This is a genomic window from Sulfurimonas sp. NW9 (assembly GCF_051132275.1).
GTDB classification, from domain to species: domain Bacteria; phylum Campylobacterota; class Campylobacteria; order Campylobacterales; family Sulfurimonadaceae; genus Sulfurimonas; species Sulfurimonas hydrogeniphila.
Genome location: NZ_CP093236.1, coordinates 1,216,054 through 1,229,935 on the forward strand (window position 1 = coordinate 1,216,054; position 13,882 = coordinate 1,229,935).

The 13,882-nt window shown below is 34.2% G+C and carries 12 protein-coding genes; 3 read left to right on the forward strand and 9 right to left on the reverse strand.

The window, feature by feature from the left end:
• Positions 1 to 33: 33 nt before the first annotated feature.
• Positions 34 to 1,995 (reverse strand): helicase C-terminal domain-containing protein, encoded by a 1,962-nt coding sequence (locus MLC44_RS06985; RefSeq protein WP_152184399.1) that lies wholly within the window; start codon positions 1,993 to 1,995, stop codon positions 34 to 36.
• A gap of 155 nt (positions 1,996 to 2,150) precedes the next feature.
• On the opposite strand from MLC44_RS06985, the gene MLC44_RS06990 reads away from it, so the two are divergent.
• From MLC44_RS06990 to MLC44_RS07000, 3 genes are all read left to right on the forward strand, one after another.
• Positions 2,151 to 3,164: a hypothetical protein gene (locus tag MLC44_RS06990; protein WP_152184400.1), complete on the forward strand. Its 1,014-nt coding sequence runs from the start codon at positions 2,151 to 2,153 to the stop codon at positions 3,162 to 3,164.
• Between the two features lie 235 nt (positions 3,165 to 3,399).
• Positions 3,400 to 4,113 (forward strand): hypothetical protein, encoded by a 714-nt coding sequence (locus MLC44_RS06995; protein WP_152184401.1) that lies wholly within the window; start codon positions 3,400 to 3,402, stop codon positions 4,111 to 4,113.
• A 570-nt stretch (positions 4,114 to 4,683) separates the two neighbouring features.
• Entirely contained in the window at positions 4,684 to 6,177 is a 1,494-nt protein-coding gene (locus MLC44_RS07000) for a hypothetical protein (protein ID WP_152184402.1), read from the forward strand.
• A 229-nt stretch (positions 6,178 to 6,406) separates the two neighbouring features.
• Here MLC44_RS07000 and MLC44_RS07005 read toward each other — a convergent pair whose 3' ends face one another.
• The 8 genes from MLC44_RS07005 to MLC44_RS07040 form a co-directional block, all read right to left on the reverse strand.
• A complete protein-coding gene (locus MLC44_RS07005) occupies positions 6,407 to 6,805 on the reverse strand; it encodes a hypothetical protein (RefSeq protein ID WP_152184403.1) in 399 nt (132 codons plus the stop codon).
• A gap of 34 nt (positions 6,806 to 6,839) precedes the next feature.
• On the reverse strand, positions 6,840 to 8,852 hold the full coding sequence (locus MLC44_RS07010) for a DEAD/DEAH box helicase (RefSeq protein ID WP_152184404.1): 2,013 nt from the start codon (positions 8,850 to 8,852) through the stop codon (positions 6,840 to 6,842).
• Between the two features lie 10 nt (positions 8,853 to 8,862).
• The gene (locus MLC44_RS07015; RefSeq protein ID WP_188109483.1) at positions 8,863 to 10,596 is read right to left on the reverse strand and encodes a phosphoadenosine phosphosulfate reductase family protein; all 1,734 of its coding nucleotides are present in this window, start codon (positions 10,594 to 10,596) and stop codon (positions 8,863 to 8,865) included.
• Positions 10,593 to 11,078, reverse strand: coding sequence for a hypothetical protein (locus MLC44_RS07020; RefSeq protein WP_152184406.1), 486 nt, complete (start codon positions 11,076 to 11,078; stop codon positions 10,593 to 10,595). Before MLC44_RS07020 ends, MLC44_RS07015 begins: the two co-directional genes overlap by 4 nt.
• A 303-nt stretch (positions 11,079 to 11,381) precedes the next feature.
• The gene (locus MLC44_RS07025) at positions 11,382 to 11,666 is read right to left on the reverse strand and encodes a hypothetical protein (RefSeq protein ID WP_434656643.1); all 285 of its coding nucleotides are present in this window, start codon (positions 11,664 to 11,666) and stop codon (positions 11,382 to 11,384) included.
• A gap of 95 nt (positions 11,667 to 11,761) precedes the next feature.
• Positions 11,762 to 12,418, reverse strand: coding sequence for a hypothetical protein (locus MLC44_RS07030; protein WP_152184408.1), 657 nt, complete (start codon positions 12,416 to 12,418; stop codon positions 11,762 to 11,764).
• Positions 12,418 to 13,305, reverse strand: a complete 888-nt coding sequence (locus tag MLC44_RS07035; protein ID WP_152184409.1) for a hypothetical protein — start codon at positions 13,303 to 13,305, stop codon at positions 12,418 to 12,420. Before MLC44_RS07035 ends, MLC44_RS07030 begins: the two co-directional genes overlap by 1 nt.
• Entirely contained in the window at positions 13,305 to 13,766 is a 462-nt protein-coding gene (locus MLC44_RS07040; protein ID WP_152184410.1) for a hypothetical protein, read from the reverse strand. Before MLC44_RS07040 ends, MLC44_RS07035 begins: the two co-directional genes overlap by 1 nt.
• Between the last annotated feature and the right edge of the window lie 116 nt (positions 13,767 to 13,882).

A 13,882-nucleotide genomic window follows, 5' to 3' on the forward strand; every position in this document is an offset into this window, starting at 1 on the left:
AACCCCAAAAATCGAACCAGTAAATTTCAGATTTTAAAACAGGTCTTCTGCATCAATATTCATTTCTCCTGAAAAATATCTTTCTCTTGGCTTCACAACAATTGATGATCTCTTCTCATCAAAAATTCCATATTCTTGCATATAATGTTTTACTTTTGAAACAATAGATTTACTATATTTTTTATCTTCGCCCTTTATTCCTCTGGCATCAAGCAGGTGAATTTCCCCTTTGTCCTTTTTCGTTCTTTGAAGCCGACCAAAAAATTGTCTCAATTGCATAATCATTTCGTTGTTGAAATTTATCCAAAACAGCGGCTCGCTAAACTCTTTAAGTTTTATCCATTTTATAGCAGTTACCTGCGGATAAGGCAGTTTTACAATATAAAGCCTTTCTAACTGTTCGCCATCTAAAGAAATTCCTGTACCATAGTTTCTTGTGCCTACAAGAATTCCACCTGTGTTTGTAAATCTCTTTATTGTTGTTATTGTTTTTTCGTTCGGGTGGGCAGTGATTATATTTTTAAGATTTAAAGACTCAAGTTCTCTGCCTATGTATTCCACCTCTTTAAAACCACCGGCAATTACCATACTGTTTTTATTGTCATATGTCTTTTTTATATGCTCAGCTATTTCACTGGCCCATCTAATAAGGTCACTGTCTGCCCCTGCTTCCTCTGCTTCATAATCCATACTGTATTGCTTTATTGGCTTTGTGATGAGTTTTACATTCTCTTTTGGAAACTCTCTTTTAAAAGTTATTATTTCTGGCGCAGCAAAGTAGTCTAGCCCTATTCTCCCGTATGCAAATTTTTTATTGACCTCATCTTGTGGATTTACAGTAGTATTCAACGTGGCAGAAACACCCGCCATTCCTACTATATGATCCCATAGAAAATTCTTTAGCAATGTCGCTGCTCTTCCTTTTGTGCTTTTGTAGGTGGGATACCCTTTGCTTGGTGAAAGCAAGACATTAACATCATTACCGCTTTTAATGCTCTCTGTGATACCTTTTAGCTCTTTTGTTTCGTTCAATAGAGCATGATATATACCTTTGCTTCTAAAGGAGATATTACTATTCTTTTTTAAAAACTTGGTTATTCTCGCAGATAAGCTTTTGAGTGCTTCTGAGTTGATGCTATTTAGAGATTTTAAATATAATTCTTTGTTTTTTAAGTCAAATTCCCCGACCATTGATGTGCTTCTAATACTCATAATCTTGGAGAATTCTTCAGAGATCTTGGCATATGTTTTGTTAAGTTCTTTTTCCATGCTTTTTTTACCAACAAAATCTTTATCAGACTCCTTCAGCTCTGATATTAATCTTCCTGTAATGCTCTTTAAAAAGAATGGGGAAAAACTGTTTTGGAAAATTGTCTCTGCTACTGTTTCTAATTCGTGCACCTCATCTACCAAAAGAACAATATTTTTTAAGTTCTCTCGCTTAGCAGAACGCCCATAGGATAAAAGATAAAAATGATTTGTAAACACTATTGAATTATCAGGAAAGCTCTCATCCTCTCTTTTTGTTTTACATATAAGCTCTTTTACTAAATCTTGGTAAGCAATGTCTTTATATTTTATAACTTCATTGAAATCATCAAAAAGCAAATCCTCTTTTTCGTCGCAATTATCTTCCCATACTCTAAAAGAGTCCATATCTATATATTGCTCTAATGCACCACTATTTTTACAATTATACACTTTAGCAACATCTATATAGTTGTTTATTCCTATAGCAAAACTTATTGGCAAATTGGGATAAAAAGAAGCAGCCTCTTTGTATGCATCTATTGTGAGCTTATTGTTTGGTGTGCTTATTACTACAGTATATCCCATTTTTTGTAATTTAATAGCACTCTCCAGTAAGACAATAGTTTTCCCAAAACCTGTAGGTGCCTCTATTAGCGGAAACTTTTGAAAATTGCCTGTTATGTAATCAACTGCTTCTTTTTGCTTTTCTCTAAGAACGATATTTCTTTTTTGATTGTTTAACATACATAGACCTTTTAGACTTAATAATAATTGACATTGTATCAGAATTAAAGTATACTTTTCAACACAAAAATGTTATTTCACTTATTATTGTTAATAGACATATTGATTTTACAGAGATGCTAAAAATTTAAAATACACATAAGAAGGAAAAAATTATGGAAATCAAAATAAAAGCGACTGCAGTAACGCCGCTTTGCCAAATATCTGGTGTCGAAGAGACGATGATTGATGGTTCAAAAGTAAGCTATACTGCAATCCAAAAAATGCCAATGTATGTACCAATTGGCGATGAAAAAGTGTTTGTAAAATTACCTATTTATACAGCAAATGGTTTTAGAGGAGCATTGAGACGTGTTTCAACGAGAATTTTATATGATAAGGCAATAGAAAAAGACATAAGTCTTGGCAAAAATGCAATAGTTATTGGAAAATCATTTCATGCTCAAAATGCAGGTGGCAATGTTAGCTATACAAATTGTCCAATAGGCAAAGAGAGAGAAATCAGAGAGGCAAATCCAGTTGTTTCATATCTTGGTGTTTCTCTTGCAGTTAGTGGAAAAGTCAGCGTTTCTCCTTTGTTTCCAAAAGAGAAAGATCCTGATGGAAATCTTGTTTACCCCATAGCAAAATCCAAAAATGATAATGGAGGATATTACGCAAAGTGTTCATCTATAAAAGTGCAATACAAAGTAGATGATATGGAAAGACGAAGTGAGAATAGTAAGATTTTTACTTTCCAAACGCTTGAAGAATGGGATGAAGTTGTTAAGAACTCAAGAGAGAACAAAGATGTCGAAAACCTCAATGCAAGTCATGTTATTAGCACTGAAGAAGTTCATGCCGGAACAGATTTTTATGGAAGCATAGTCAGCACCGACAAGCTTACAGACATCGAAAAAGGCCTGCTGATATCTTCACTTATCAAATTAGTAAAAAAACAGCTTGGTGCGATTGGCTCTCATGGTAGAGGAAAGATGAATTATGAGCTTACTTTTGGCAAAAGTGTTATTCGCTCAAAATGGAATGATTTTTTAAGCAATGCGTCCGTTAGCGTGTCTTTAGACGATGATGCATCAAAATGCGTAGCTGCTTTTGAGGAATGGCTTGAAAATATAGATGAAAAAAATATCCAAATTAGCGAAATGCTTGATAGGATTAATGAGAAGTAAATTAACATTTACTTTCTCACTGCCTTGCTTCACAGTGTTTTGTGGAATTTGGCTATATATACTGATTTTATAGGGCGGCTATAACACCTCAATTGAGATAGGTAGATTTGACATTTCGCTATATATGTGCTGATTTTGTAGGGTGGCTACAAACCTAAAGTTTTTCGTACTATTAACAAGTAACGAATATACATACTGAATTTACGAGAGACTTGCAAAACTAATAAGGAAAAAAATGAAACTTACAGTTTACTACACAGGAAGCATAAAAAAAGAAGGCAAAGATGCCTTATTTTCAAATGATATAAGAAGATATATCGGCAGTATTGTTTCTGACAAATACAAACCGTTGTTCTTATGGCACGACAATAGACCTGCTCCCTTTATATACACTCAACCTACGGAAAAGTATTTTGAGGTAACTACATATGTTGATCACAAAGATGAAATCATGGATGCTGTAGAGCATTTAATATCAAGAATTACACTCAATCCAGAAATAAAACTCAACGGTTTGGATTTGAAAGTTGATAGAGTAGTTCCTCGGAAGAATACACACTTTGGTATCATAAAAGAGACTCGTGGTATTGAATATGTCACAATGAAACCTCTTATTATTGGTGCTTCAAAAACAGATCATGCTATTTATAATGATTTCAAAAACAGAAACGACATTGAAGGCTTAAAAGCATATGCTGAAAACTTAATGCTTGATTCTGTAAGGTATCAGATAAAAGAGTATTTTGGTGAAGATTTTGATGCCGTAATGGACGGAATGATTACCTTTAAGGAGTTTAAGCATTTCACTACAAGATACTATCACAATGGAACGTTTGAGTATCATCCTGCAATATGGGCGCGTTTTGTAAGTACATACTCTTTACCTCAACAGCTTGGATATAAGTTTGGTTTGGGTTATGGAAGAATAAAAAAAATAAAGGAGTTGTGATTGTAGGAGATTTTGGTAGTGCAGATATACACATGCTGATTTTATAGGGTGGCTATAGCACTACCTCATTAATCTCAACTATTTCTTGTGAAATACACATATTGATTTTATAGGGTGGCTATAGCACTACCTCATTAATCTCAACTATTTCTTGTGAAATACACATATTGATTTTATAGGGCGGCTACAACTCCTCTGTTATTTTCAACAACTTCTCAGTAGATGTACACATACTGATTTTATAGGGTGGCTTAAATTTACATTCTATCATTCGTAAAATCTGAAAAGCTATACATATACTGATTTTACAAGGTGGCTATAACTGTACAATGAATTGAAAAATATAATATAAAGATGTACACATACTGATTTTATAGGGTGGCTATAACCCAGTATAGAAGTTCATCAAAAATTTCAATGATGTACACATACTGATTTTGTAGGGTGGCTATAACAAAAGAGTCAAAAATCATTCAAAAAGCATCTGATGCACACATACTGATTTTATCAGAGAGTGAACTACCCCGCCATAAATGGCGGAGCTTCCTAAAAATTCAAAAAGGAAAAAGAATGCAACAACTAGATCGAAACACATTGGAAAACTTCAAGGTCACTTTTGAGCTTGAAACACCATTCATAATGGATAGATATACAACATTAGATAGCATGCTTATTGCGGAATATTTTAAAATTGTCCGCAGAAAGAATAAGCACATGGAGTATAGCGATGACTTATCAATGATTGATTTCATTGCTAAAGAAAACGGGGTTTTTAGTGGGTCCATTTGGTATATACCTAAAGATAATCCGCTCAAACTAGATTTTACATCTTTTTATAAAAAACCGGAACCAAAAAAGATTTTCGATATTACTGATAAATTTGCAAAAAAGCCAGTATCTAATGATTTTCTATCTTCAACTGCAAAAGCATTTGCGATGAGTGAAGAAATTATTGTCACACCAGAAATTTATTTCTATATTCGAGCAGATAAAAAACGACTAATTGCACTATTGCAAAACATCAAAGGTATCGGAAAAAAAAGAAATATTGGGTTTGGGAAAGTGTCCAGCTTTATAATAGAAGCCATGGATGAAGATAAATCTATCATTCTAAATAAAACCACTCCTGCAAAACCAGTTCCTGTTGACAGTTTTGCTGTTGATAGCAAGAAGATAGCATTTCATAGAGCAATTCCACCTTATTGGTCAAACAAAGACCTTGTAGCGTGTTATATGCCATCTACTGCGCTAATTGAATACACAGATAACTCAAGCAAAAATAAAAAGTTTAAAGTGCTTGATGATTTGAGTTTTGAATCTGGTCTTGGTTATGTTGCTCGTTTGCTTTCTGGAAAACTTGGTTTGCCAAAAATTGAAGGTATAAAACTCGAAGAAGACAAAACAAAACAGAGATGGGAAGTTATCAATGACAATAGAGAAAAAGGGATGAGGTGTTGTATTAGTGATGAGGTTGATAAAAAAGGAATACAGGGAGTGGGGTCCTATGTTAACACAAAATTGCGAACATTTACAACTACATATCTTATAAATAATAGCAATTTTATCTCACAAACTGCCTTGTGGGGAATGACGTTACCGGTTTTAAAACTTACTGGTGATTCTTTGGTTCAAAACAAACAGATAAAAAAACTTACTCAAGCAGGATCAGAAGAAGGTTTTAGATTTAAAGATTATATAAAAAATCCATATATGCTAAAACCTCCATTTGTGATTATGAGAAAAGTTAGCAGCAGTAAGCCTGAGCATGTTTTACTAAGCTCAAAAAAAGCACTCTCGAATGCACTTTATCCTATCCAATATGCAGATAAAACACACTATATTGATTCAGAATTGTTATTAAAAGCCGTTAAAGATGTTCGAGATATACTCAAGAGCGATAAAAAGATAACCAAATCACATTTGCTAGGGTTATGGAGGGATAAAAAACATCCAGAACTTGGAAAAAACAATACAAAAGAAAATCAATTAATTGTAGAAAACTTTCAGAAATTGTATGATAAAACAATTAGAATGAGTCTTTTTTCTGTTACTGATTTTTCGTGAAAGCATTAAAAGCTTATAGCTTTTTCAATTCATCCCCGTGTTAGACAACGGGGTTTTTTTGAAAGGTTTGTGATAAAACTTGGAGGAGAAAACTGCAAAAGGTATGTTAATCAGCATGAAATTGTTATGTCGAAATTGCCTTTTGGGAACTTGCTTCATTGACAAAAAATATATCTAAATCTTACGGTTGCTCTTAACAAAATCGTTAAAAGAGCAGCCTAAACATTTACTATGTAAATATTTTGTCAATAAGTTTTGATGCAAGAACCAATATGCTACCGGCACTAACAATTAAAACCATATTTTTGTTTAATGCCTTTTGAATCGTAGCGTCTATTCTATGCTCAAAAGTCTCAAATCTTTGTTCAAAAGTCTCAAATCTTTGTTCAACTTTTTGCTCCAATAGTTTAAAATCATTTTTTAAACTAGCTACATCTTCCACTACTTCATCTAATTTTTGATCAAGATGGTTAATGTGATTGTATTGAGATTTTAACAATAATGTGTTTATATCATCTTGTGATAATGACTGATTGTTTGTGAATTTTTCTTCAATTTCTTTTACTTTTGGAGAAATCATTTCAATCAAAAAATCATCTACTTTTGTTTTGCTCATTAAATTGCTCATATTTTTTCCTTATTATATCATTTTTCCAATAGCACTATTGTGCTATTGCTTCTACCCATTCTCTTAAAACCAAATTTTGGTTTTTAAGTTTCAGGATACCCTCAACATCCCCGACAATAATAAAAAACCCTTCAGCTCGTGTCATTGCCACATTTAGCAATTTAGCTGCTGTTGAGTTTTTATCACCATCGTATGTCGCAGGTATTCGCCCATCTTCTGATGGAGAAAAAGTCAGATCGTAAATAATGATGTCTTTTTCTTTTCCTTGGAACTTATGGACTGTACCTGCTTGAACATCCGCATCCGGATATTCTTTAAAAAGATACTGTAGGTTTTCTTCTATTAAAAGGGCTTGTTTTCTGTATGGAGTAATTATTCCTACACTTCTTCGCCCTCTTTTAAGTGCTTTTTCTACTTGTGAGACAACTATTTTCATATTAATGTTATTGATATAGCTACCATCACTTGAAACCATTTTTGAGTTGCTTTTTCTTACAAAAAGCGCATCTTTTCCATCATCTTCTTTACCACTTTTAAGTAATCCACCATAAAACAGCTTAGATGCCAATGCGGTAATTTTTGGATGATTTCTAAAATTAATGTCAAGTAATACTGTATTTTCTGGATTTTCTCCTTCAAATATTCTGTCTGCTCCATATACTTCAAAAATGGTTTTTTTCATCTCGCGTGTTTCTGCAATAGGCGGAAGCTGTTTTGGATCTCCAACAAGAACAAGTCTTGAATTAAGAGCCATACTGACAGCTTTGTTTTGCGCTTCATACAAATCATCAGATTTAATATATGAAATCTTTTTTATACCTTTTGCTTTTTCTCTTAATGCTTGAGCTGCAATCGTTATATATGGTGTCAAAGCCATTGATGCCTCATCTACTATTATTAAGTCAAATTCTGCATTCTGTAACTTTTGATTGAGTGTTGCATTCACGAGTGTTGCACCTACAATCTTGGCTGAACTGTAAAGATTTAATTGTCTTAGTTCCTCGGCTTTTTCTTGCAGGTGTTTTATTCGTTTATTGATTTTATCAATTGCAACAGTTGCCTCATATATGGCGTCATGCTCTTTTGTAAAAGACTTCTTAGCTTCCTCTGTTTCTGTTTGAGCAACTTGTATTTTAGATTCAAGTGCATCTATCTCATTTTGAACAGTTTTTAGCTTTTTTTCTTTTTTCTCTCGCTCTTCTTCTAGCTCCTCAAGTTTATTACCCATAAAGACTTTGGCAACACCTTTAAGAAATGCATTACCTGTTAAGCTTTTAATCCTATTGTTTGTTTCATCAATAGAGCTTTTTAGCTCTTTTTGTCTTTTGGATAACTCTCTAAAATCTCTTTGAAAATTTGCTAATTTTGTATCGGCAGCTTCTTTGAGATTTTTCTGAGCTTCTAGCGTTGGCTGAGCGTCTCTTTTTCTTTTAACCATATCTGCTTTAGCCATCTGCAGGATTTCTAATTCATCTTCAATCGGCTGCAGTTTTCTGCGCTTGATTGCTTCTGGTGAAAATTCCTGCAAATCTTCAAGTTCTGTTTTTATGGTTAAAATAACTTCTCCATCTTTTAACCCAATGGCTTTTGCATCAATGCGCTCAAACACATTTTCTACGGCCATATTGGTCGGAGATGCAACTAGAACTTTTAGATTGTTTTTAATTGCCTCTTCCAAGATTTTGGTAATAACTTTTGTTTTACCAGTACCCGGAGGTCCTATTACAAAAGATGGTTTCTCTTTCAGTTCTCCTCGCACCTGTTCCTTGACAGCTTTAAGCAATGAAGCCTCATCTTTGCTTAAAAACGCATTGATATTTTCTTCATTGCTATCAAGCTCGATTACCACATGGTCCTCTTGATAATCTACCAATACTGGCACATTGTCAAGTTTTTTGGAATTAAGAATAAAGTCTCCTTCAATCTTAAAAGGCAAAAAACCTTTATAAACTCCATTACCCATATGTTTCAATCGAACGTGAACAGGTTTTGTTGTTTTTGCGACTTGCGCTATTTCTGCATCAAGCAGTTGCATGATGTTGTTCATTTTTTTCCTTTTATATTGCTTCCAACCTTTGATAACATAAAGCCTCTCTGCGATTAGCTTTTATCTCCTCTCGGTTATAATCTATAGCGTCCTCTAAAATGGCAATTTTGTCCTCAAACGACAAGTTAGGATCTTCTTCCCAATTATAATTGTTTGATTGAACACTTTCCAATTTAGTAAACTCCTCTGCTCTTTCTCCGACATATCCAAACAGATCTCTCTCTGAAGGCTTTTGAATTGCCTTATTGTAGACAAGCTTTTCAATAGTCACAAAATTAATTGTGTCTGTTGTCCATTCTTGACGATAGATTTTTTCCATGTCTTTTGTCGGATGATATTGTTTTGTTTCAACAGGCAGTTCCAATACAAAAGCAACAGCTTCTTCTTGAGAAATTTTCAATGATAACCCGCTAAGTGCATATATCCACTCTTTTGCATTACCTGTTTTTTCTTGAAGTTGTTGTGCTAGTTGTACGAAGTACCTAGTAGTTTGATGTTGATGCGAATAGTATTGAAGTGAGCCTATAGTGGCTGAATCTTCTTTGCCTTGAAGTATCTGCAGCGCAATTGCATTTTCATACAACTTTTTGTCGTATTTGATTTCAATTCCATAGTGATACTCCATATACTCAACAACTCTTAATTCCAAATCGCCCTCTTTTAGCCATCTGTCTTGAATAAATTCAAGTTCGGCAATTGAGATTGCTTGAAATTCAGGGTTTGTTTTTTGCACTTTCTCTTGCATCTCCATCAATCTTAAAAAGATTTCATAACGAAATTCCAAAGTGTAGCCACCAGGTGAGACCATACCTAAACGATGTGTATCTCTATCGTATTCAATCTTTTTAAAGTTTCTATGATTGTATACATCTCTTTTATCCCAGTGTCCATCTCGAAATTGAACTAGCCAATTTCTAAATGTCTCTAGGTATGAGAGATATTCATTTCCCTGCACAAGATTATTGAGTGTTTTATCCTTCTCAAAAAGAGGACAGATATAACATCCAAATCTCGCACTTTTTGAACAGCCTGGTTTATTTCCTGTTTCACCGCCTTCTAAAACTGAAGTACATTCATCTCCATCTCCGGCAGCTTCACTGTAAATTACACCCAGACCATTCTTGTCAACCCAAGACTCTGATTTGGTATATATATAGTCCCAAACCTCATCTTGTGTCATATCTTCTATTGGAGCCAATAGATAACATCTGCTATCAGAATGCTTTTTAAGGTGTAAATAGCCCTCTAAAGCATTTGACTCTAGTCTTTCCTTTCGGTCAGCACTTTCGTCTTTTCTAGCACCTGTTACGGCTATATATCCTCCATATGCTTCAACTACCTCGTCTATTGCTTTTTGCATAGGTTTTATTTTCATTCTATCGGTACACCATCTATAATCTCTACGAGGCAATGTGTAACCAATACCAATGAGTTTTGACCAGAAAGTGTCTTGTAATTCAGGACTTACTTGCTTGAAAATAAACGGAAGTTTATTCTCATCACAAAAAGTCTTAAAACTTTCGATAGAATTTTGAATTTGACCTATTACAGGTGGCATCTCCAAGAGTGTATCGCTAAACATAACGATTATCTCTTTAAGCCTTTGCTCTGCTGGTAATTCCATGATAGCTTTAACAACTATATCAAGTGTTACAGTAGAGTCTTTACCACCGCTATATGCAACATAAAGAGGTTTTTCTTGATTCAAGTATAGAGTTTGAATCTCTTTTATAGAGTTTTTCATTTTACGCTCCATACTTTGAATTCGATTTCAAAATAGACACTTCTGTCTTTACCAGATAGGTTTTGACTAAATGTCCAGCAAGTACCTTTTTTGGTTCTTGTTGTTGCTATTAAGTCTGATGTGTTTATTTTTTCATGATCTACTTCCGGGTCCCAAGTGCATCCACTTGCCTGTGAACCAGTATTGGAAACATATACACCAATTTTATTAGATAGCTGTATATCGTCATTTTTGTGAAGACGAGATATTCTAGCAAGTTTCCCTTTTTTATATTCAACAAAATCTCCTTCCATTGGCTCTTTTGATTTTAAGAAAACATTTTCAATACCTTTAAATATTGCCAAGTCTTCTTTAAATAAAGCCAAAAGTTCTTCTTCTGTTTTTCCAAAAGAAAATTCATCTTGCAAGAAAGAAATTGAATAACCTTTTGCTATTCCTGTATTCTCTTCTTTTATTAACTCTATCAGTTTGTTATATGTCATTTTTATTTCCTTATTGTTAAAAAGGAAGCAGACCTATCCCCAAGGGAATAGAATTTACTCCCTTGTGGGTTTAAGTCTTAATGACTAACTGTTTTTTTTACAATAGAATACCCTCTGAACTGAATCAGTAAAATTCCAATTAAACAATATTATGTATTTAGAGGGGGTTTTAAAGAAAGAGTTGTGGCTATTGAAAGATTATATTTTACAACAATCTTTTTTGTTTTCATTTTTTTGGTTTCTCACGAGACCAATCATGATAAACATTGCCACCATTCCTATTCCTATTAGTAATTCCATAATTTATCCTTTTCTTAATACCTTGAAGTATTCTCTTATAACTGCACCTATTATTACCATTATTGTACCATAATTGTTAATCAACACAAAAAGTGTAAATTTATCAAGTCTAACATTAACTATAAGTCCGGCAATAATTCCACCTCCTATCATATATAATGCATCCCCAATAATGGCAATAACTATAATAATGATAGGTTTTTTCTTTATGAAGTCAATAAAGGTGTCAAAAAGCGGTGTGTTATAAACAAATACCAAAGTGAAAAACAAATAAGTTAAATATATCATTTTTTTACCTCTAAAATTTCCCCAAAGCTATTTGCTTTGATTGTATGGGAAATAAGTTTTTATCCCCATACAATACGGGATATTTTAGATTTTTATTATGCAGACCAAAGCAGTTCTCTATCCATATTCAGCACATCATTGAGATGCATGGGATGTATCATTGCGACACCACTGTCACATGAATCAAAACCTGCCATTTTAGCCCACAATATATTTTTTCTTGTTCCAACTCCTCCACAATGGATTGGTAATCCATATTTGTGTGCGAGTTGAACCCATTTTTCTCCATTTTCATATTTCCATGATTTTGTGCCACCTAAAAACAGTCCGTCATACATTCTCTCTCGAATATAGTTCTCAACATCTTCAATACTCATTCCATCTTGAACTGCAAGATAGTATTTGAAGTATGGAAAATTGTGATTGAGATATTCCATCCAAGCATTAGAGTATACAAGTGAACGATTTCCTTTTGTGACAATATCTGGAATGACTACAAAGTCAGGATCCGGTAAGATTTTAAATCTTACTTTTCCTTCGATTTCCAAGAGACGCTTAGTGAATTTTTCAAAATCGAAAAGTTTTTTTGTTTTCCAATCCGAAAAAGCACCATTATCAAAGAACCAAGGCATTTGTTTGGCAGTTACATTATTGAAAATGTCTCGTGTTAAACAAGCACCAAATTTATCTCCGTAGTCTTTGACAATATTATCTCTTCTTTGTCCTGTCGGGCATGCAAAATAGATTTTCATTACGCTACCGCCCAAACACCGCGCTCGACATTTGTAAAATGCTTTTGAAGTGTTTGGCGTATCTTTGCTTTATAATTTGGATTATTAGCTACAAGATTAGCTGCAACTTTTTCAACCTCTGTGTAGATGTCTGAAAGTCTTGCCTCTTTTAGCTTCATCATAACTATGCGTATTGCATTTCGCCAGGTTGTGGCAACTCTTTTGGTCATCTCGCTTGCCATATCAAAAGATATTTCAAAGAGCGATTTTTGCTTCTTTTTCCAAAGCAGAAGGTACTCATGCATAATTGGCACAAAGCTTCCACTATATTGACGATTATCAGATAAGCAGTTGTGTTGCAACTTGATAGTTACACTCAAAAGCTCATCTTTTGGCATCATTTGGATAAAGTCACTCTGATAACTTCTGAAATTTCCACGACCGAGTGTGCCACCTCTGTGATCTCCAATTAAGGTGGCATAAATACCGCCCTCTCTCGTAGCCTCTCTTTGGTTCATTAGCATCACTTGACTCTTGGAGATAAATTCTTCCGGTGATTGACATCTTGATGTGTCTCCTGCTATTGCTTCATTTCCATAAACCTCTCCAGAATATGTAATCATATCTGCATAAGGTGGATGTGTGAAAACAATATCAGCAGGTCGTGGTAGTTGATCAAGGATAAAATCCTTTGTAAAATCTTGACCTTTATAAAGGTCTAATCCTGCATACTCAACTCCCATATCTCGACATACATCACCGCTAGTTCCAGACCCTTCACAGGCATCGACAAACAGCTTTGGACTAAAGTGTTCTATAATCTCACGGATTACATGACCACTTGTGTTACCACGCCAATTGCTTTTGCCCCAAGGTCCTCTATTTGGAAAACTCATAACTGATTTCATTATGCGACCTCCATGCTTATGTTGTATTCGATTGAATCAACAATTTTATATCCATCTACAAAAGAGGTGTTGCCCAGGCCATAAGGAGTGCGAAGTGACATATTGTCAACCAGTACACCATCAGGATCAAAGTATCTCATCATTCCGTTTTGAGGAACATAGTTGAAAACTTCAGTATCATAACAAATGAATCTATCCAGTGAATCTTCAATTTTATCAACCGTTAAAGATGAGAGCGTATTGAAAATCTCAACTTGCGTATCCCACTCTAACGGTTCATTGTTTGAATCCACTTCTGGAATCCATTTATCCTCAAATACTAATTTCTCCTCATAGTTTCCTCCGCCGGTATAGTCATGTATGATACCTGTAAAAGTACCATACTCATTCACTATGCCTGCTGCGAAAAAACGCACCTCTTTTTTATCTTTTGTTAATACGATGTATTTTGCTACATTCATTTTTTTGTGTCCTCCCAGACTAAAAAGCATAGGAGTCCCCAAGGGGAGTCCTAGCTTGTACGATTGCTCGTGCTATGAACTCCCTTTTGGAGTTAAACTAATTTTTTGTTAAGTAG

Excerpts from the sequence above, each read along its gene's own strand:
- MLC44_RS06985 (WP_152184399.1), bottom strand. The coding sequence starts at position 1,995 with ATGTTAAACAATCAAAAAAGAAATATCGTTCTTAGAGAAAAGCAAAAA.
- MLC44_RS06990 (WP_152184400.1), top strand. The coding sequence starts at position 2,151 with ATGGAAATCAAAATAAAAGCGACTGCAGTAACGCCGCTTTGCCAAATA.
- MLC44_RS06995 (WP_152184401.1), top strand. The coding sequence starts at position 3,400 with ATGAAACTTACAGTTTACTACACAGGAAGCATAAAAAAAGAAGGCAAA.
- MLC44_RS07000 (WP_152184402.1), top strand. The coding sequence starts at position 4,684 with ATGCAACAACTAGATCGAAACACATTGGAAAACTTCAAGGTCACTTTT.
- MLC44_RS07005 (WP_152184403.1), bottom strand. The coding sequence starts at position 6,805 with ATGAGCAATTTAATGAGCAAAACAAAAGTAGATGATTTTTTGATTGAA.
- MLC44_RS07010 (WP_152184404.1), bottom strand. The coding sequence starts at position 8,852 with ATGAACAACATCATGCAACTGCTTGATGCAGAAATAGCGCAAGTCGCA.
- MLC44_RS07015 (WP_188109483.1), bottom strand. The coding sequence starts at position 10,596 with ATGAAAAACTCTATAAAAGAGATTCAAACTCTATACTTGAATCAAGAA.
- MLC44_RS07020 (WP_152184406.1), bottom strand. The coding sequence starts at position 11,078 with ATGACATATAACAAACTGATAGAGTTAATAAAAGAAGAGAATACAGGA.
- MLC44_RS07025 (WP_434656643.1), bottom strand. The coding sequence starts at position 11,666 with ATGATATATTTAACTTATTTGTTTTTCACTTTGGTATTTGTTTATAAC.
- MLC44_RS07030 (WP_152184408.1), bottom strand. The coding sequence starts at position 12,418 with ATGAAAATCTATTTTGCATGCCCGACAGGACAAAGAAGAGATAATATT.
- MLC44_RS07035 (WP_152184409.1), bottom strand. The coding sequence starts at position 13,305 with ATGAAATCAGTTATGAGTTTTCCAAATAGAGGACCTTGGGGCAAAAGC.
- MLC44_RS07040 (WP_152184410.1), bottom strand. The coding sequence starts at position 13,766 with ATGAATGTAGCAAAATACATCGTATTAACAAAAGATAAAAAAGAGGTG.